This window comes from Streptomyces sp. NPDC059092, from assembly GCF_042756365.1.
In the GTDB taxonomy this organism is placed as follows: domain Bacteria; phylum Actinomycetota; class Actinomycetes; order Streptomycetales; family Streptomycetaceae; genus Streptomyces.
Map to the genome: position 1 here is coordinate 1 of NZ_JBHZEJ010000094.1, position 17,807 is coordinate 17,807.

At 72.1% G+C, this 17,807-nt stretch carries 14 protein-coding genes and 1 tRNA gene; 10 read left to right on the plus strand and 5 right to left on the minus strand.

Features of this window, described 5'->3' with window-relative positions; translation table 11 throughout:
* Nucleotides 1–80: 80 nt before the first annotated feature.
* The gene (locus tag ACFXPL_RS34135) at nucleotides 81–2,612 is read right to left on the minus strand and encodes an SCO7613 C-terminal domain-containing membrane protein (RefSeq protein WP_384926999.1); all 2,532 of its coding nucleotides are present in this window, start codon (nucleotides 2,610–2,612) and stop codon (nucleotides 81–83) included.
* A 123-nt stretch (nucleotides 2,613–2,735) separates the two neighbouring features.
* Here ACFXPL_RS34135 and ACFXPL_RS34140 point away from each other — a divergent pair.
* A tRNA-Val gene (locus tag ACFXPL_RS34140) sits at nucleotides 2,736–2,807 on the plus strand.
* Nucleotides 2,808–2,865: 58 nt separating this feature from the next.
* On the opposite strand, the gene ACFXPL_RS34145 is transcribed toward ACFXPL_RS34140, so the two are convergent.
* Nucleotides 2,866–3,702 carry an exonuclease domain-containing protein gene (locus tag ACFXPL_RS34145; RefSeq protein WP_384927001.1) on the minus strand — a complete coding sequence of 279 codons (837 nt, stop codon included), beginning with the start codon at nucleotides 3,700–3,702 and terminating at the stop codon, nucleotides 2,866–2,868.
* 461 nt (nucleotides 3,703–4,163) lie between these two features.
* On the opposite strand from ACFXPL_RS34145, the gene thrS reads away from it, so the two are divergent.
* Complete coding sequence (gene thrS / locus ACFXPL_RS34150; protein ID WP_384927003.1) at nucleotides 4,164–6,140, plus strand: threonine--tRNA ligase; 1,977 nt, start codon at nucleotides 4,164–4,166, stop codon at nucleotides 6,138–6,140.
* Nucleotides 6,141–6,186: 46 nt separating this feature from the next.
* Here the strand turns inward: thrS and ACFXPL_RS34155 are convergent, their stop codons facing one another.
* On the minus strand, nucleotides 6,187–6,852 hold the full coding sequence (locus ACFXPL_RS34155; RefSeq protein ID WP_384927005.1) for a potassium channel family protein: 666 nt from the start codon (nucleotides 6,850–6,852) through the stop codon (nucleotides 6,187–6,189).
* 66 nt (nucleotides 6,853–6,918) lie between these two features.
* On the opposite strand from ACFXPL_RS34155, the gene ACFXPL_RS34160 reads away from it, so the two are divergent.
* Nucleotides 6,919–7,482, plus strand: a complete 564-nt coding sequence (locus tag ACFXPL_RS34160) for an HIT family protein (protein ID WP_384927007.1) — start codon at nucleotides 6,919–6,921, stop codon at nucleotides 7,480–7,482.
* A gap of 96 nt (nucleotides 7,483–7,578) precedes the next feature.
* On the opposite strand, the gene ACFXPL_RS34165 is transcribed toward ACFXPL_RS34160, so the two are convergent.
* A complete protein-coding gene (locus ACFXPL_RS34165; RefSeq protein WP_384927009.1) occupies nucleotides 7,579–9,234 on the minus strand; it encodes a hypothetical protein in 1,656 nt (551 codons plus the stop codon).
* 254 nt (nucleotides 9,235–9,488) lie between these two features.
* On the minus strand, nucleotides 9,489–11,705 hold the full coding sequence (locus ACFXPL_RS34170; RefSeq protein ID WP_384927011.1) for an elongation factor G-like protein EF-G2: 2,217 nt from the start codon (nucleotides 11,703–11,705) through the stop codon (nucleotides 9,489–9,491).
* 200 nt (nucleotides 11,706–11,905) lie between these two features.
* Here ACFXPL_RS34170 and pgsA point away from each other — a divergent pair, with 200 nt between their 5' ends.
* The 7 genes from pgsA to ACFXPL_RS34205 all read left to right on the plus strand — a co-directional run bounded on the left by pgsA (nucleotide 11,906) and on the right by ACFXPL_RS34205 (nucleotide 17,716).
* Nucleotides 11,906–12,646, plus strand: coding sequence for a phosphatidylinositol phosphate synthase (gene pgsA / locus ACFXPL_RS34175; protein ID WP_384927039.1), 741 nt, complete (start codon nucleotides 11,906–11,908; stop codon nucleotides 12,644–12,646).
* The gene (locus tag ACFXPL_RS34180) at nucleotides 12,643–13,548 is read left to right on the plus strand and encodes a phosphatidylinositol mannoside acyltransferase (RefSeq protein WP_384927013.1); all 906 of its coding nucleotides are present in this window, start codon (nucleotides 12,643–12,645) and stop codon (nucleotides 13,546–13,548) included. Before pgsA ends, ACFXPL_RS34180 begins: the two co-directional genes overlap by 4 nt.
* Complete coding sequence (locus tag ACFXPL_RS34185; RefSeq protein ID WP_384927015.1) at nucleotides 13,545–14,705, plus strand: glycosyltransferase family 4 protein; 1,161 nt, start codon at nucleotides 13,545–13,547, stop codon at nucleotides 14,703–14,705. Before ACFXPL_RS34180 ends, ACFXPL_RS34185 begins: the two co-directional genes overlap by 4 nt.
* Nucleotides 14,706–14,763: 58 nt before the next feature.
* The gene (locus tag ACFXPL_RS34190) at nucleotides 14,764–15,315 is read left to right on the plus strand and encodes a hypothetical protein (RefSeq protein WP_384927040.1); all 552 of its coding nucleotides are present in this window, start codon (nucleotides 14,764–14,766) and stop codon (nucleotides 15,313–15,315) included.
* Nucleotides 15,316–15,395: 80 nt separating this feature from the next.
* Nucleotides 15,396–16,310, plus strand: coding sequence for a pyridoxal 5'-phosphate synthase lyase subunit PdxS (pdxS, locus tag ACFXPL_RS34195; protein WP_384927017.1), 915 nt, complete (start codon nucleotides 15,396–15,398; stop codon nucleotides 16,308–16,310).
* Nucleotides 16,310–16,900 carry a pyridoxal 5'-phosphate synthase glutaminase subunit PdxT gene (gene pdxT, locus ACFXPL_RS34200; RefSeq protein WP_384927019.1) on the plus strand — a complete coding sequence of 197 codons (591 nt, stop codon included), beginning with the start codon at nucleotides 16,310–16,312 and terminating at the stop codon, nucleotides 16,898–16,900. The genes pdxS and pdxT overlap by 1 nt, the downstream gene beginning before the upstream one ends.
* A gap of 63 nt (nucleotides 16,901–16,963) precedes the next feature.
* On the plus strand, nucleotides 16,964–17,716 hold the full coding sequence (locus tag ACFXPL_RS34205) for a YebC/PmpR family DNA-binding transcriptional regulator (RefSeq protein WP_384927021.1): 753 nt from the start codon (nucleotides 16,964–16,966) through the stop codon (nucleotides 17,714–17,716).
* The last annotated feature ends 91 nt before the right edge of the window (nucleotides 17,717–17,807 follow it).

Below are 17,807 nucleotides of genomic sequence, written 5' to 3' on the forward strand. Positions count from 1 at the left end.
CAACCCCGGCCCCCACGCCGCAACCGCCGACGCCCCCTCGCACGTTTCCGGCCGCGGAGCGTCCCCCGCGGCCGGCCCGCTCAGCGCATCCGGCCCAGACTTCGGCGCACCCGGCGCGCGTCCCGCAGCCGCTGCTCGTACGTGGCGCCCACCCCCACGAGCAGCAGCCCCGCCAGGGCCGGCGGCAGCCAGCGCGGCAGCGCGCCCACCACCTGCACCACGTACGGGGCCAGCTCGTGCAGCGCGACCAGCGCCAGCGCCGCCCCGCCCAGCACCAGCGGCGCCCGCAGCCTCAGCCTGGCCCCGGCCAGCGTCAGCGCCAGGGCGGCGAGCCCGAGCAGGAGCGGGCGCGCCCAGTGCGGGTCGCCCCACGCGGCCAGCAGGCTCGGCGCCAGCGTCGCCGCCAGCCCCGGCCCGTACGCCGTCCACGACGACGCCTCCGCGTCCCGGCGGCGCCGCGCCACCCCCACGGCCAGCGCGGCCACCGTCACCGGCAGCGTGTACGCCTCGGGGACCGACACCCCTGACGCGGCCAGCCGTACCCAGGTCGCCGCGGTGAAGAGCCCCGTCGCCACGTACCCGGCCACCCGGCGCCGCTCGGGGCGTACCGCCGTACCCGCCGCGATCACGCCGCCCAGCGCGAGCACCAGCGCCAGCACCGGCAGGCTCCCCAGGGCGAGTGCGACCGCGAGCAGCCCGGCCGCGCCGCCCATGACCTCGACCGGCACCGCCACCGGGTGCTCACGCAGCCGCGCGCCGAGCAGCGCCACCGCCGCCGGTACGGCCAGGACCGCCACCGCGACCCCCTCGGCGGGCAGCCCGGCCGCCGCCGACGCCGCGACCACCAGGGCCGTCGCGCAGCCGACGGAGACACCGGCGAGGAGCGCGCGCACCGGCTCCCCGAGGACCGGCTCCTCGCCGCCCGCCCCGCCCCGCGCCGGCGCGGGGCGCAGCGCCACGGCCGCCCCGGCGAACAGCGCCGACAGTGCCGCGAACACGGTCAGGGTGGCCGGCCGGGCCGCGAGGGAGAGCGGCGCCACCGAGGCCGAGCCCGCCAGCGCGACGACCAGCGCGGTGAGCGCCCCGGCCGTCCCCATCGGACCCCGCGGCCGGACGGCGAGCGCCAGCGCCACCGCCGTCAGCCCCAGCGGCACCACCAGCGCCACCGCGTACGGCAGATCCGCCACGAGCGGCACCACCAGCACCGTGGCCCAGCCGAGCACCCCCGCACCGCACAGCGCCGCCGTACGCGACCGCCGTACGTCGGTGACCGGCACGACATCCTTCGAGAGGCGCGGCAGCAGGCGGTACGTGACGAACAGCGTCCCCGCGGCCGTCGCCAGCACCAGGGGCGCCGTGATCTGCCAGGACGAGGCGAGGCGCACCCCGAGCGCCGCCCGTGCCCCGTCCGGCGCGCCCGACCAGATCTCCGTGGCCCGGGTCGCCCCGCCCAGCAGCGTGGCCGCCACCGAGGGCAGCGCCCAGGGCAGCGAGGCGCCCGTCACCGCGCCGCCCGCGGCGCCGAGTCCCTGGCGGACGGGAAGCGGCAGCCGGGTCGTCACCAGCGCCAACAGGCCGACGGCGCAGAGCAGATACCCGGGCACGGCCCAGCCCGCCGGCACGACCGCACGCACCGGACCGCCCACCGCGACGACCGAGGCGAGACCGGCCCCCGCCGCGCACACGAACGCCGCCTCCGGAGCGCGCCAGGCCACGAACAGCCCGAGCGTGGCGCCGGCGAGCAGCAGCAGGGCGGGCCCGGCCGCCGAGGCCGGGGTCCCCGCGTCCACCGACGACCAGGCGGCCACGGCCAGCGCCACACCCCCGGTCGTGAACGCGGCGGCGACCACCAGCCCCCGCGCGGCCCTCCGTGAGGCGTGCCGCGCCGGGGGCGCCGGGTGGCGCGCGAGCAGCCACAGGGCGACCGCCGTGTCCACGGCGGCCGTCGCCAGCAACGTCCACGCCACCGTCAGGGCCGTCCAGTCGCCCGCCACCGACCAGAGGAGCGGCGGGAGTTGGGCCGCGACCACCGCGACGGGCAGCGGGCCGCGCAAGGCGCCGAGCAGCGCCCCGTACGCACCCCAGAGCACGGCGAGCACGGCGCAGGCGACGGCGGTGTAGCGGAGCCCGTTCGCCCAGGGCAGCGCCACGGCGTACAGCGCGTACGCGTCGAGCACCGTCAGCACCAGTGCGAACCCCGCCACGGCCTCGGCCGTCGAGGCGAGCCCCCGGCGCAGCAGCGCCACCGGGGCGGCGAGTGCGGCGAGGGTGATCACCGTCAGCACCGCCGAGCGTCCGGCGATGCCGAGATGGCCCCAGCTCAGCAGAGTGAAGGCGATCGCGGCGACCGTCAGCAGCACACCGCCGAGGGCGAGCAGCACATTCTGCGCGCTCGGCGGAGAAGCGGCAGGGGTGACGGAGGACGCGGTGGATGCGGCGGAGCGGTCGGTGTGGGCCGCCGTGGGCCGGTCAGGGGACTGGGACGTGGGCCGGGCCAGTACGGTCACCAGATAGGAGCGGCGCGTCAGCAACTGGCCTCTGCGCGCCTCCATCCGGTGCAATTCCTGGTCGATGAGCGCCAGTTCCCTCGCGGGGTGCGGAACGTTCTCCATGCGACGGAGTGTGGCCCGGGACACAGCCCCTGCCATGGGCGCGGCTACTCAGATCGTGGCCTGAGTACGTCGGATCCGGTTTGAAGGAAGGCCGCCGGGGCCTGTATGGTTCAGGTCGTTCCCGGGCGATTAGCTCAGTGGGAGAGCGCTTCGTTCACACCGAAGAGGTCACTGGTTCGAACCCAGTATCGCCCACCGGGAAAGGCCGGTCCGTCAGTGACGGACCGGCCTTCGCGCGTTCCGGCTCCCCGGATCAGACGGCGGCGGCGGGCAGTTCCGGACGTAGCGGCCACGCGGGATCCGTGGCCCCCTCCCCGGAGCCGCGCGAGAACCACGCCTGCGGCCCCCGTGACTGCGCCGCGTGCCAGACGGCCTGGAGGGTGTGCAGCTCCTGCGGCGAGAGCCGCTCCATCCGGCCCGCGAACCGGCGCCCGATCGCCCGGACCAGCTCCAGCGCCGACAGGGCCGACACCGCGGCCACCACGGCCGGGGTGACCGGCGCGGACGGTCCGGCCGGCGCGGACGGCCACGCCGGCCAGGCCGGCCGGACCGGCTCGGTCACCTCGCTCAGATCGTCGTCCGCCGCGTCGGGCACCCCGTCAGCCCCCACCTCGTACTCGGCACAGAGTTGGTTGAGATCGCGGCTGCCCTTGCGGTAGCGGTCGAGATGCCGGTCGAGGACCAGCGGATCCAGCACGCACAGCGGCGCGTTCTCCATCCGGCGGCCGAGGGAGGAGGCACGATGGCGGCGCAGCTCCCGGTCGAGGAGCGTCAGTCCGAACGGCGCGTTCATCACCACCAGAGGCCGCCCCGCCTTGCACTGCTCGGCCAGCGCCCTGGCGACCTCCTCCACCACGGGCGCCGGCCAGCGGCCGTTGCGGTGCAGGAAGTTCTCGGTCAGTCCGTGCGCCTCGGTGGCCCCGGGCGGCAGGGGCACCCCGGGGTCGATCAGCCAGCGTCGCACTCTCGGCCGTATCCCCGTGGTGTCCTGGATGATCAGAGCGGCGGACACGATCCGGTCCTTCTCGGCGTCCGCCCCCGTCGTCCCGGTGTCGAACGCCGCCAGCGGCCCTTCGTACCAACAGGTCATGCGTGAACTCCCCGAGCTTCTTGAACCGCTCACGCGGCGGCGAATCGTGCGCCACCGCCCCAAGGGCGTGTTTCGAAAGTCCCGCCTGGCCCGCGACGCCTGGCACGCACGCTCGCCGCGTTGTCGGAGTCGTCCACGAACGTCCGGGCCATCGAGGGTGCCGATCCTCCGCCTTGGGATCGCGCTCGGCATCCAAAGGAGGATTCAGTGCACCGGACGCCGCAGGCCCCGCCCTACGGGCGGACGGCGCCGCTTTCGAAACACGCCCTAGTCGGTAATACCCGGACAGGTGGCGTGATACGCGCCGTGTCCGGCCATCTCCACACGGTGACGGGCGAGGTGCCGGGGGCCGCCGGGCAGGGGCGAGGGAAACCGTTTCGCGGGCTGCCCGCCCGGCTCGGTACGATGTGCGGTGCGTACGCCATGCGCGGGGTGCGCACCCCACATGTCAGGAGAGACCGGTGTCAGACGTCCGTGTGATCATCCAACGCGATTCCGAGCGGGAAGAGCGCGTGGTGACGACGGGCACTACGGCGGCCGAACTCTTCCCCGGTGAGCGCACCGTCGTGGCCGCCCGGGTGGACGGTGAGCTGAAGGACCTCGCGTACGCGATCGGCGAGGGCGAGGTCGTCGAGCCCGTCGAGATCTCCTCCGAGGACGGCCTGAACATCCTGCGCCACTCCACCGCGCACGTGATGGCCCAGGCCGTGCAGGAGCTGCACCCTGAGGCCAAGCTGGGCATCGGCCCGCCGGTCAAGGACGGCTTCTACTACGACTTCGACGTCGCGACCCCCTTCACCCCCGACGACCTCAAGGCCGTCGAGAAGAAGATGCAGGAGATCCAGAAGCGCGGCCAGCGCTTCTCGCGCCGGGTCGTCACGGACGAGGCGGCGCGCGAGGAGCTGGCCGACGAGCCGTACAAGCTGGAACTCATCGGCATCAAGGGCGCGGCCTCGACCGACGACGGCGCGGATGTCGAGGTGGGCGGCGGCGAGCTGACCATCTACGACAACCTGGACGCGAAGACCGGCGAGCTGTGCTGGAAGGACCTCTGCCGCGGCCCGCACCTGCCGACCACCCGGAACATCCCGGCGTTCAAGCTGATGCGGAACGCCGCCGCCTACTGGCGCGGCAGCGAGAAGAACCCGATGCTCCAGCGCATCTACGGCACCGCGTGGCCGTCGAAGGAGGAGCTGAAGGCACACCTGGAGTTCCTCGCCGAGGCCGAGAAGCGCGACCACCGCAAGCTCGGCAACGAGCTGGACCTCTTCTCCTTCCCCGACGAGGTCGGCTCCGGCCTCGCCGTCTTCCACCCCAAGGGCGGCATCATCCGCCGGACCATGGAGGACTACTCGCGCCGCCGGCACGAGGAGGAGGGGTACGAGTTCGTCTACACGCCCCACGCCACCAAGGGGAAGCTCTTCGAGAAGTCCGGGCACCTGGACTGGTACGCCGACGGCATGTACCCGCCCATGCAGCTCGACGAGGGCGTGGACTACTACCTCAAGCCCATGAACTGCCCCATGCACAACCTGGTCTTCGACGCCCGGGGCCGCTCCTACCGTGAGCTGCCGCTGCGGCTCTTCGAGTTCGGGACGGTGTACCGGTACGAGAAGTCCGGCGTCGTGCACGGACTGACCAGGGCGCGCGGTTTCACCCAGGACGACGCGCACATCTACTGCACCCGCGAGCAGATGGCCGACGAGCTGGACTCGACGCTGACCTTCGTGCTCAACCTGCTGCGCGACTACGGGCTGACCGACTTCTACCTGGAGCTGTCCACCAAGGACCCCGAGAAGTTCGTCGGCACGGACGAGGCGTGGGAGGAGGCCACCGAGACGCTGCGCAAGGTGGCCGAGAAGCAGGGGCTGCCGCTGGTCCCGGACCCGGGCGGCGCCGCGTTCTACGGTCCGAAGATCTCGGTGCAGGCGCGCGACGCGATCGGCCGAACCTGGCAGATGTCGACCGTGCAGCTCGACTTCAACCTGCCGGAGCGCTTCGACCTGGAGTACACCTCGCCGGACGGCTCCAAGCAGCGCCCGGTCATGATCCACCGCGCGCTCTTCGGCTCGATCGAGCGGTTCTTCGCGGTGCTGTTGGAGCACTACGCGGGCGCGTTCCCGGTCTGGCTGGCGCCGGTGCAGGCGGTCGGCATCCCGATCGGTGAGGCGCATGTCGAGTACCTCCAGGACTTCGCCAAGGCGGCGAAGGCCAAGGGGCTGCGCGTCGAGGTGGACGCCTCCTCCGACCGGATGCAGAAGAAGATCAGGAACCACCAGAAGCTGAAGGTCCCCTTCATGATCCTCGTCGGTGACGAGGACATGAACGCGGGTACGGTCTCGTTCCGTTACCGCGACGGCTCGCAGGAGAACGGCGTACCGCGCGACGAGGCGCTGGCGAAGCTCCTCGACGTGGTGGAGCGCCGCGTACAGGTGTGACCCGCCGGTCAACCCGAGGGTGACCCGGAGCGGCCCCCGGCAGGCATCAGCCCGCCGGGGGCCTTTCCTTGTCCTCCCGGCCGAAGACCTGGACCAGCCACGACGAGAACGAACCGGTGACCGCGCCCAGCAGCGCCAGCCCGCACAGCATCAGACCGACCGCGTACAGGCGGCCGAGCGGCGTCACCGGTGTCACATCGCCGTATCCGACCGTGGTGATCGCCGAGCAGGCCCACCACACGGAGTCCCCGAAGGTGCGGATCGTGGCGCCGGGCGCGTCCCGTTCCTGCTGGTAGACGGCGAGCGCGGCGGCGAAGGTGAGCAGGGCCGTGGTGATGCTCGCGTACGCCATCACCCGCCCGTACAGGCTCAGCCGGGGGCGGTCGCGCCGCCGCTGGATCGCCATGTACGTGTTCACGATCCGCAGCGGACGCAGCAGGGGCAGGACCATCACGACGGTGTCCAGCCAATGCGTTCTCGGGAAGCGCGCGCCCTGACCGCTGAGGACCAGCCGTACCCCGTAGTCGACCACGAAGACCGCCCAGATCAGCAGGGACAGTGCCAGCGCGAGGTCCCGCCAGAACGGGTCGGCGCTCTGGTCGAGGACGCGCACCGCGTAGCAGGCGAGGAAGAGCGGCGAGGCCACGAGCAGCGGCAGCTCCGTGCGCCGCTCCCAGCCGCGCAGCCGGTCGGGGCCGTTGCGGACATGCATCACCCCAGCATCGCCGGGCGGCGGCCGGTGCGGGCCCGGCGACACGCCCCACCCGGGCGAAGTCATATGCTGCACAACATGACGAGTGAGCCGGAGCAGCAGATCGGAGTGGGGACCCAGGACGCGTTCCAGCGCCTGTGGACGCCCCATCGGATGGCCTACATCCAGGGTGAGAACAAGCCCACCGGGCCGGGCGCCGAGGACGGCTGTCCCTTCTGCTCCATCCCGTCCAAATCGGACGAGGACGGTCTGATCATCGCGCGTGGCGAGCGGGTGTACGCCGTGCTCAACCTCTACCCGTACAACGGCGGGCACCTGATGGTCGTCCCCTTCCGTCATGTCGCGGACTACACGGAGCTGGACGCGGCGGAGACCGCCGAGCTGGGGCTCCTCACCCAGCGGGCGATGACGGCGCTCCGCGCCGCGTCCGGGGCGCACGGCTTCAACATCGGGATGAACCAGGGCGTTTCGGCGGGCGCCGGGATCGCCGCGCATCTCCACCAGCATGTGGTGCCGCGCTGGGGCGGCGACACCAACTTCATGCCCGTCGTCGGCCACACGAGGGTGCTGCCGCAGCTCCTCGCGGACACCCGCGCGATGCTGGCCGACGCCTGGCCGACCGGCTCGTAGCCCCTGCTCCGAGCGTCCGTCCGGCGAGCGTCCGTCCGGCGAGCGTCCGTCCGGCGAGCGCCCGCCCCGGCTGTCCGGGGCGGGCGCCGGCGGGCCCTACGCGTCGTACGCGTCGATCTTCCTCGGCGACGGGTCCTGCACCGCCCCTATCAGCGACGACGAACGGTTGCTGAAGCGCTCGGTGTCCACGCCGTGCTCGGCCAGCACGCGCATCGCCGCGTTGTGCGCCACCCGCAGGACCGGGGTGGCGGCCCGCATCGCGTCGTCGGCCATGAAGCGGTGGCGCCACGGCTGGTCCGCCCAGGCGTGCCGCATGCCGAACGGCTCGGGCAGGCTGAGCTTGCCGCCGAGGAAGTCCAGCACCGGCGGGTACCAGGTGAGCGGGGCGCGCACCGCGAGCCTGACCGCCTCACGCGGCTCGACCAGGGGCAGGTTCCTCGACGTGGTCTCCCAGAACCGTACGGTCTTGGGGCGCGAGACGCTCTTGGGTGATGGCTTCGCGAAGAACAGCGAGTGCACGGGGCCCAGCGCGTACCCCGAGACCTCGATGCGCAGCGTCTCGTGGAGCACCGTGACCGAGATCATCATCGTGATGACCAACTGGCTCTCCCAGAGCGTGAACTGCACGCCCAGGTAGTGCCGGTTCCCGCTGCCGAACTGCTGGTGGTTGCAGATCCGCTGTATCTCGTGGCTCTTGATCTGGAACGCCTCCACCTCCTGGCCCGAGGGCCAGGAGACCGAGCCGGCGCCTTCGCCGACCGGTGACACGATCCAGTGCTTGACCGAAGGCGTCGGGAAACCACCGGAGTTGAGGGGGCCGCGCTCCAGCAGCTTCATCTGGTCGTGGATCGCCCGTATCACGTCGTAGCTGCGGAACTGGTGGATCTCCTTGCCGGCGTCCTTGGGGACCAGCTCCTCCGCGAGCTGCCAGCTTCCCCAGCGGGTGCCCATGCCGAGTATCCCCTTGGGGCCGGCGTAGAAGACCACGTTCGAGCGCTGCTCCGCGCTCAGCTTCTCCAGCCCCTGGCGCAGCACCTCCCGCGAGGTGTCGCCGGGGTTCCCCGGGACGGCCTCGGGGATCTTGGCGCCGGTGCCGCCGCCGGAGAGCAGGCTCTCCCAGCGGGCCCGCAGGTCCTTGGCGGTCGACTCGCAGATCTGCTTGGCGAGCAGCCAGCCGATGACCGGGGCGACGAGCATGCCGCGCAGATACCAGTTCAGTACGCCGTCGAGGGGCAGCTTGATCAGCACGATCACCGCCATCACGGCGACGGCCGCCAGCAGGGCGCCGCCGATCGCGCCGGCCCGGCGGTCCTTGGCCCCCGCCAGGGTGCGGCGCAACTGGAACACGCCCAGCCAGATCAGCAGCCCGGGGAGGAAGAGCAGCCCGAAGAGCGCGGTCACCACCGTGAGCTTCTGGTCCCGCTCCTTGCGGATGTGGTTCGCGGCGAGGCAGTGCTCGACCACGGCCTGCGGGTCCATGCCGAAGGACTGGATGATCGGACCCCGGCCGCCGCCCAGCGTCCTGAGCTGGACGGCCCGCGCGAACGCCTCGCCCAGATTCGGCTCGAAGAGCGAGAACTTGCCCTTGGTCACACCCGACTTGTGCCAGTCGTTGTCCGCCTTGGAGATGTCTTCGAGCGGACTGTCCCGGTACGCGGCCGAGGCGAGGGCGAACGTCGCCGCCGTGCCCCCGGCCGCTCCCTGGAGCGGAACCTGTGCCCCCGGGCTGAAGTCGAATAGATCGTCCGCCACTGCCGCCCCCTCGCCGCAAGGATTCGCTGCCGCGACCTCTTCCCGGCCCGCGCGCCCCGCACACCTGCTGGAGCTGGGCACCACAGCGTAACGGTGCGATGCCGTCCGCGTCAGGGGACTGGCTGTCTTTCGCCAACCGGCATGAGGTGCCCGCCCGCCGGGTAACAGGTGCCACCGAACGGACGGGCGAGCACGATCCGTTGACCGGCCGGGCGGCAGGCCCCGCACCGCGCTCCCCTCACACCGTGGTCCCCTCACACCGTGCTCTCCTCGCGGACGGGCTGACGGTCCGCCACCGCCTGCGGCATCGGCTCGTGACGGGCGTACGCGCGGCTGAAGCGGCCCGCGCCGTGCGAGAGCGAGCGCAGGTCCACCGCGTACCTCCCGATCTCCAGCTCGGGCACCTCGGCCCGGACCAAGGTCCGCCCGGGACCGGCCTGTTCGGTGCCCACGACGCGGCCCCGCCGGCCCGACAGGTCGCTCATGACCGGCCCCACGTACTCGTCGGGCACCATGACCGCCACCTCGGCGACCGGCTCCAGCAGATGGATCGCCGCCTCGCCCGCCGCCTCCCGCAGGGCCAGTGCGCCCGCCGTCTGGAACGCGGCGTCCGAGGAGTCCACCGAGTGGGCCTTCCCGTCGAGCAGCGTCACCCGGATGTCGACCAGCGGATGACCGGCCGCGACACCGCGCGCCGCCTGCGCCCGTACGCCCTTCTCGACGGAGGGGATGAACTGCCGGGGCACCGCCCCGCCCACCACCTTGTCGACGAACTCGACACCGGACCCGGCGGGCAGCGGCTCCACCTCGATCTCGCAGATCGCGAACTGACCGTGACCGCCGGACTGCTTCACATGCCGGCCGCGCCCCATGGCGCTCACGCCGAACGTCTCGCGCAGCGCGACCCGCAGCGGCACGGCGTCGACCTGGACCCCGTACCGGCCGCGCAGCCGGTCCAGCGCCACATCCCGGTGCGCCTCGCCCAGGCACCAGAGCACCACCTGATGGGTGTCCGGGTTCTGTTCGAGCCGCATCGTCGGATCCTCCGCCACCAGCCGGGCGAGCCCCTGGGACAGCCGGTCCTCGTCCGCCTTGCCGTGCGCCCGGACCGCGAGCGGCAGCAGCGGGTCAGGCATGCTCCACGCCTCCACCAGCAGCGGATCGTCCGTCGCGGAGAGCGTGTCCCCGGTCTCGGCGCGCGACAGTTTCCCCACGCACGCGAGATCGCCCGCCACACAGTGCGCCAGCACCCGCTGCTGCTTGCCGAAGGGCGAGGAGAGCGACCCGACCCGCTCCTCCACGTCGTGGTCCTCGTGGCCCCGGTCGGTGAGCCCGTGCCCGGACACGTGCACCGTCTCGTCGGGGCGCAGCGTCCCCGAGAAGACCCGTACGAGAGAGATCCGGCCGACATAGGGGTCGGAGGCGGTTTTGACGACCTCGGCGACCAGCGGCCCCTCGGGGTCGCAGCGGATCTCCGGGCGCGGGGCCCCGAGCGGCGTGGTGACGGCGGGCGCCGGGCGCTCCAGCGGGGTCGGGAAACCGCCGGTGACCAGATCGAGCAGCTCGACCGTGCCCAGCCCCTGCCGGGCCCCGGGCGGCGCGGGCGCCGCCGCGAGCACCGGATGGAAGACCCCGCGCGTCACGGCCTTCTCCAGGTCCTCCATCAGCGTCTTGACGTCGACCTCCTCCCCGCCCAGATAGCGGTCCATGAGGGTCTCGTCCTCGCTCTCGGCGATGATCCCCTCGATCAGCCGGTCCCTGGCCTCCGCGATCTCCGGGAGCCGCGCGGTATCGGGCGGACCCACCCGCCGCTCCCCGGAGGAGTAGTCGAAGATCTTCCGCGAGAGCAGCCCCACCAGCCCAGTGGCCGGCGCGTGCCCGTCGGGGCCCTCCGAGCCGTGCACCGGAAGGTAGAGCGGCAGTACGGCGTCGGGGTCGTCCCCGCCGAAGATCCGGGCGCACAACCGGGTCATCTCGTCGAAGCCGGTGCGCGCCGTGTCGAGATGCGTGACGACGATGGCGCGCGGCATCCCGACCGCCGCGCACTCCTCCCAGACGGCCCGGGTCGCCCCCGCCACCGCGTCCGCCTCCTGGGCCGCCGACACCACGAAAAGGGCCGCGTCCGCGGCGCGCAGACCGGCCCTGAGCTCCCCGACGAAATCGGCGTAGCCGGGGGTGTCCAGCAGATTCACCTTGCACCCGCCCCACTCCACCGGGACGAGCGAGAGCTGTACGGAGCGCTGTTGGCGGTGCTCGATCTCGTCGTGGTCGGAGACCGTCGCGCCGTCCTCGACCCGGCCCGCCCGGTTCACGGCCCCCGCGGTGAACGCCAGGGCCTCGACGAGGGTGGTCTTGCCCGAACCGCTGTGGCCCACCAGCACCACGTTCCGTACGGACGCGGGCCGGTCGGCCGCCGTCGCCCTGCCGGCGGCCCCGGGATGTGACGGTTGCTTGTCGACTTTGTCGCCCATGACTGCTGCCTCCCGATCGGTTCCACCGAGTGGTCGGTGAAGGGGGACGGAGAGAGGCGGGCCGGGGGAGCCGCGCGGCAGCTCCGGCGATGCCCGCGGTGGTCCTTCGAGCTTCGCACTCCCGCCATGGCGCGTCCATACGTCGTACCGCGCGGCATGGGCCGGGTGCCCGGCGGTGCGCCATGGCGGTCGTGGCTACGATGGGCCAGCCGACGGCCACAGGGGTCCTCGGCCCACCGAACCTCGGGAAGGCCATGCTGAACAAGTACGCGCGTGCATTCTTCACGCGTGTCCTCACACCGTTCGCGGCGTTTCTGCTCCGTCGCGGAGTCACTCCGGACGCGGTCACGCTCATCGGCACGGCCGGAGTGATGGCGGGTGCGCTGGTCTTCTTCCCCCGCGGGGAGTTCTTCTGGGGCACGATCGTCATCACCCTCTTCGTCTTCTCCGACCTCGTCGACGGCAACATGGCGCGTCAGGCGGGCATCTCCAGCCGCTGGGGGGCCTTCCTCGACTCGACCCTCGACCGGGTCGCCGACGGCGCGATCTTCGCCGGCTTCGCGCTCTGGTACGCGGGCGACGGCGACAACACCATGCTGTGCGCGGTCGCCATCTTCTGCCTGGCCAGCGGCCAGGTCGTCTCGTACACGAAGGCGAGGGGCGAGTCCATCGGGCTGCCGGTGGCGGTCAACGGACTCATCGAGCGCGCCGAGCGGCTGGTCATCTCCCTCGTCGCGGCCGGCCTCGCCGGGCTGCACGCCTTCGGCGTCCCCGGCATCGGCATCCTGCTGCCCATCGCGCTGTGGATCGTCGCCGCGGGCAGCCTCGTCACCCTCGGCCAGCGCGTGGTGACCGTACGGCGTGAGTCCGCCGAGGCGGACGCCGCCGCGGCCGAGCCCGCCGGGAGCGACCCCGCCCGGGGGAGTGGAGCCACGTCATGAGCGCGGCGAGCGACCGGCTGACCGACGCGCTGTACGGACTCGGCTGGAGCACGGTCAAGAAACTCCCCGAACCCGTGGCCGGAGCCCTCGGCAGGACCCTCGCGGACACCGTGTGGAAACGGCGCGGCAAGAGCGTCCTGCGCCTGGAGTCCAACCTCGCCCGGGTCGTGCCCGACGCGGGCCCCGAGCGCCTCGCCGCCCTCTCCAAGGCGGGCATGCGCTCGTACATGCGGTACTGGATGGAGTCGTTCCGGCTGCCGGCCTGGAGCACGGAACGCGTGCGCGACGGCGTCGAGATCAAGGACATCGACCGGCTCTTCGACGGGCTCGCCACCGGGCGCGGCGTCGTCCTGGCGCTGCCCCACATGGCCAACTGGGACCTGGCGGGCGCCTGGCTCACCCGGGCCCGCGGTGTGCCGTTCACGACGGTCGCGGAGCGGCTCAAGCCCGAGACGCTGTACGACCGGTTCGTCGCCTACCGCGAGAGCCTGGGCATGGAGGTCCTTCCGCACACCGGCGGCACCGCCTTCGGCACCCTGGCCCGGCGACTGCGGGACGGCGGCCTCGTCGCCCTCGTCGCCGACCGCGACCTGTCGTCGTCCGGCGTCGAGGTCGAGTTCTTCGGGGGCACCGCCCGGATGCCCGCCGGCCCCGCGCTGCTGGCGCAGCAGACCGGGGCGCTGCTGCTGCCCGTCTCGCTGTGGTTCGACGACTCCCGGGTGATGCGGGGACAGGTCTTTCCGGCCGTCCCCGTCCCCGAGACAGGCACCCGCGCCGAGAAGACGTCTGTGATGACACAGGCGGTGGCCGACGCCTTCGCCACGGGAATCGCCGAACACCCGGAGGACTGGCACATGCTGCAACGGCTGTGGGTCGCCGACCTGGACCGGGGGCCCGAGTGAAGATCGGCATCGTCTGCCCGTACTCCTGGGACGTACCGGGCGGCGTCCAGTTCCACATCAGAGACCTCGCGGAACATCTCATCCGGCTCGGACACGACGTGTCCGTCCTGGCCCCCGCGGACGACGAGACACCGCTGCCGCCCTACGTCATCTCGGCGGGCCGCGCCGTGCCCGTCCCGTACAACGGCTCCGTCGCCCGCCTCAACTTCGGCTTCCTGTCGGCGGCGCGGGTGCGGCGCTGGCTGCACGAGGGCACCTTCGACGTCATCCACATCCACGAGCCCGCCTCGCCGTCGCTGGGCCTGCTGAGCTGCTGGGCGGCGCAGGGGCCGATCGTCGCGACGTTCCACACCTCCAACCCGCGCTCCCGCGCCATGATCGCGGCGTACCCGATCCTCCAGCCCGCGCTGGAGAAGATCAGCGCCCGCATCGCGGTGAGCGAGTACGCGCGGCGCACCCTGGTGGAACACCTCGGCGGCGATGCCGTGGTCATCCCGAACGGCGTCGACGTCGACTTCTTCGCCCGGGCCGAGGCCGAACCGGCCTGGCAGGGCGGCACCATCGGCTTCATAGGACGCATCGACGAGCCGCGCAAGGGGCTGCCGGTGCTGATGCGGGCCCTCCCGAAGATCCTCGACGTCCACCCGGAGACCCGGCTGCTGGTCGCCGGTCGCGGGGACGAGAAGGAGGCGGTGGAGTCCCTGCCGAAGGAGATGCGCCGCCGCGTCGAGTTCCTCGGGATGGTCAGCGACGAGGAGAAGGCGCGGCTGCTGCGCAGCGTCGACCTGTACGTCGCGCCCAACACCGGCGGCGAGAGCTTCGGCATCATCCTCGTGGAGGCGCTGTCGGCGGGCGCGGCGGTCCTGGCGAGCGACCTGGACGCGTTCGCCCAGGTCCTGGACCACGGGGCGGCGGGCGAACTCTTCACCAACGAGGACGCGGACGCGCTCGCGGGTGCGGCGGTACGGCTCCTCGGCGACCCGGAACGGCGCGCGGAGCTGCGTGAACGGGGCAGCGCGCACGTACGGCGCTTCGACTGGTCGACGGTCGGCGCGGACATCCTCGCGGTGTACGAGACGGTGACGGACGGGGCGGCGTCGGTGGCGACGGACGAACGGACGGGGCTGAGGGCGCGGTTCGGGCTGGCCCGGGACTAGCCGGTTCGCCGTCCTCGGTGCGCTGCCCGGCGGGGGCACGGGTGCGGTACCGCGTAATCTGCCGTGCGTGACCACCTTCGTCTGGATCGCCGTTGCCGTCGTCGCGATCGCGCTCTATCTCAGTTGGACCGCCGGCCGCCTCGACCGTCTGCACACCCGGATCGACGCTGCCCGCGCCGCTCTCGACGCCCAACTGCTGCGGCGTGCCTCGGTCGCGCAGGAGCTGGCCACCTCCGGGGTGCTCGATCCGGCCGCCTCGATCGTGCTGTACCAGGCCGCGCACGCCGCGCGGCAGGCCGAGGAGGAGCAGCGGGAGGTGGCCGAGAGCGAGTTGAGCCAGGCGCTGCGGGCCGTGTTCGGCGAGGCCGCCCAGGTGGAGGCCGTACAGGAGGCGCCCGGGGGGGAGGACGCCGCCGGGGAACTCGCCGCGGCGGTACGGCGGGTGCCCATGGCGCGGCGGTTCCACAACGACGCCGTACGGGCCGCCCGCGCGCTGCGGCGCCACCGGAAGGTGCGCTGGTTCCGGCTCGCGGGGCACGCGCCGTTCCCGCTCGCCTTCGAGATGGACGACGAGCCGCCCGTCGCGCTGGCCGACCGGCCGGGGTCCTGAACGATCCACCGGCTTCCCATTGGCTCTTGCTGTGGACTGGTTCCGGGGCGTTCTCTGGAGATCCCCCGTCGTACGAGCCTGTGAGGTCGCCCGTGTCCACCACCGCCCAGAACCCCGAGACCGGCACCGCGCGCGTCAAGCGGGGTATGGCCGAGCAGCTCAAGGGCGGTGTGATCATGGACGTGGTCACACCGGAACAGGCGAAGATCGCCGAGGACGCCGGCGCGGTCGCCGTGATGGCGCTGGAGCGGGTGCCCGCCGACATCCGCAAGGACGGTGGCGTCGCGCGGATGTCCGACCCCGACATGATCGAGGGGATCATCGACGCGGTCTCGATCCCGGTCATGGCGAAGTCCCGTATCGGCCACTTCGTCGAGGCCCAGGTGCTCCAGTCGCTGGGCGTGGACTACATCGACGAGTCGGAGGTGCTGACCCCGGCCGACGAGGTCAACCACGCGGACAAGTGGGCGTTCACGACCCCCTTCGTCTGTGGCGCCACCAACCTCGGTGAGGCGCTGCGCCGGATCGCCGAAGGCGCGGCCATGATCCGTTCGAAGGGCGAGGCCGGGACGGGCAATGTCGTCGAGGCGGTCAGGCACCTGCGGCAGATCAAGAACGAGATCGCCAGGCTCCGTGGCTACGACAACAACGAACTGTTCGCGGCCGCCAAGGAGCTGCGCGCCCCCTACGAGATCGTCAAGGAGGTCGCGGAGCTGGGCAAGCTGCCGGTGGTCCTCTTCTCGGCGGGCGGTGTCGCCACCCCCGCGGACGCCGCGCTGATGCGTCAGCTCGGGGCCGAGGGCGTCTTCGTGGGATCCGGCATCTTCAAGTCGGGCGACCCGGCCAAGCGGGCCGCCGCGATCGTCAAGGCCACCACGTTCTACGACGACCCGAAGATCATCGCGGAGGCGTCGCGCAACCTGGGCGAGGCCATGGTCGGCATCAACTGCGACACGCTGCCCGAGGCCGAGCGCTACGCGAACCGCGGCTGGTGATGAGTAGCCCCGCGATCGGCGTCCTGGCGCTCCAGGGTGACGTCCGGGAGCACCTGGGCGCCCTGGCCGCGGCGGGAGCCGTGGCCAGGACCGTCCGGCGGCCCGAGGAGCTGGCCGAGGTCGACGGCCTGGTGATCCCGGGTGGCGAGTCCACCACGATGTCCAAACTGGCCGCGCTCTTCGGCATGCTGGAGCCGCTGCGTGCCCGCGTACGGGCCGGGATGCCGGTGTACGGCACCTGCGCCGGGATGATCATGCTCGCCGAGAAGATCCTCGATCCGCGGTCGGGCCAGGAGACGGTCGGCGGAATCGACATGATCGTGCGCCGCAACGCCTTCGGACGGCAGAACGAGTCCTTCGAGGCGGCCGTGGAGGTCGCCGGCGTCGAAGGCGGCCCCGTGGAGGGCGTCTTCATCCGCGCGCCGTGGGTCGAGTCGGTGGGGGCCGAGGTCCAGGTGCTCGCCGAGTACGGGGGCCATGTCGTCGCCGTACGGCAGGGCGGCGCGCTGGCGACGTCCTTCCACCCCGAACTGACGGGCGACCACCGGCTGCACCGTTTCTTCACCGACATGGTGCGCTCCGCACAGTGACCTCCGCCCGGTAGGATCGCTGCCGAACGGGAGCAGTACCGGTTACGCGAAGGAGACAGGCAGATGTCCGGCCACTCTAAATGGGCTACGACGAAGCACAAGAAGGCCGTGATCGATGCCAAGCGCGGCAAGCTCTTCGCGAAGCTGATCAAGAACATCGAGGTCGCGGCGCGCACCGGCGGCGCTGACGTCGAAGGCAACCCCACTCTCTTCGACGCCATCCAGAAGGCGAAGAAGAGTTCGGTCCCGAACAAGAACATCGACTCGGCCGTCAAGCGCGGCGCCGGCCTGGAGGCCGGTGGCGCCGACTACGAGACGATCATGTACGAGGGGTACGGCCCGAACGGTGTCGCGGTGCTCATCGAGTGCCTCACCGACAACCGCAACCGCGCCGCCTCCGACGTACGCGTGGCGATGACCCGCAACGGCGGTTCGATGGCCGACCCCGGCTCCGTCTCGTACCTCTTCAACCGCAAGGGCGTCGTGATCGTCCCCAAGGGTGAGCTGGGCGAGGACGACGTGCTGGACGCGGTGCTGGACGCGGGCGCCGAAGAGGTCAACGACCTCGGCGAGTCCTTCGAGGTGCTCAGCGAGGCCACCGACCTGGTCGCGGTCCGCACCGCGCTCCAGGAGGCGGGCATCGACTACGACTCGGCCGACGCCAACTTCGTGCCGACCATGCAGGTCGAGCTGGACGAGGAAGGGGCGCGCAAGATCTTCAAGCTGATCGACGCCCTTGAGGACAGCGACGACGTCCAGAACGTCTTCGCCAACTTCGACGTCTCGGACGACGTGATGGAGAAGGTCGACGCCTGACCCCGCGCTTCGCACCCCACCTCTCCTCGATGTCGGTCCGGTCCGTTGTCAGTGCCGACCGATACTGTCTGATCAGGGCTTCTCCCCTCGG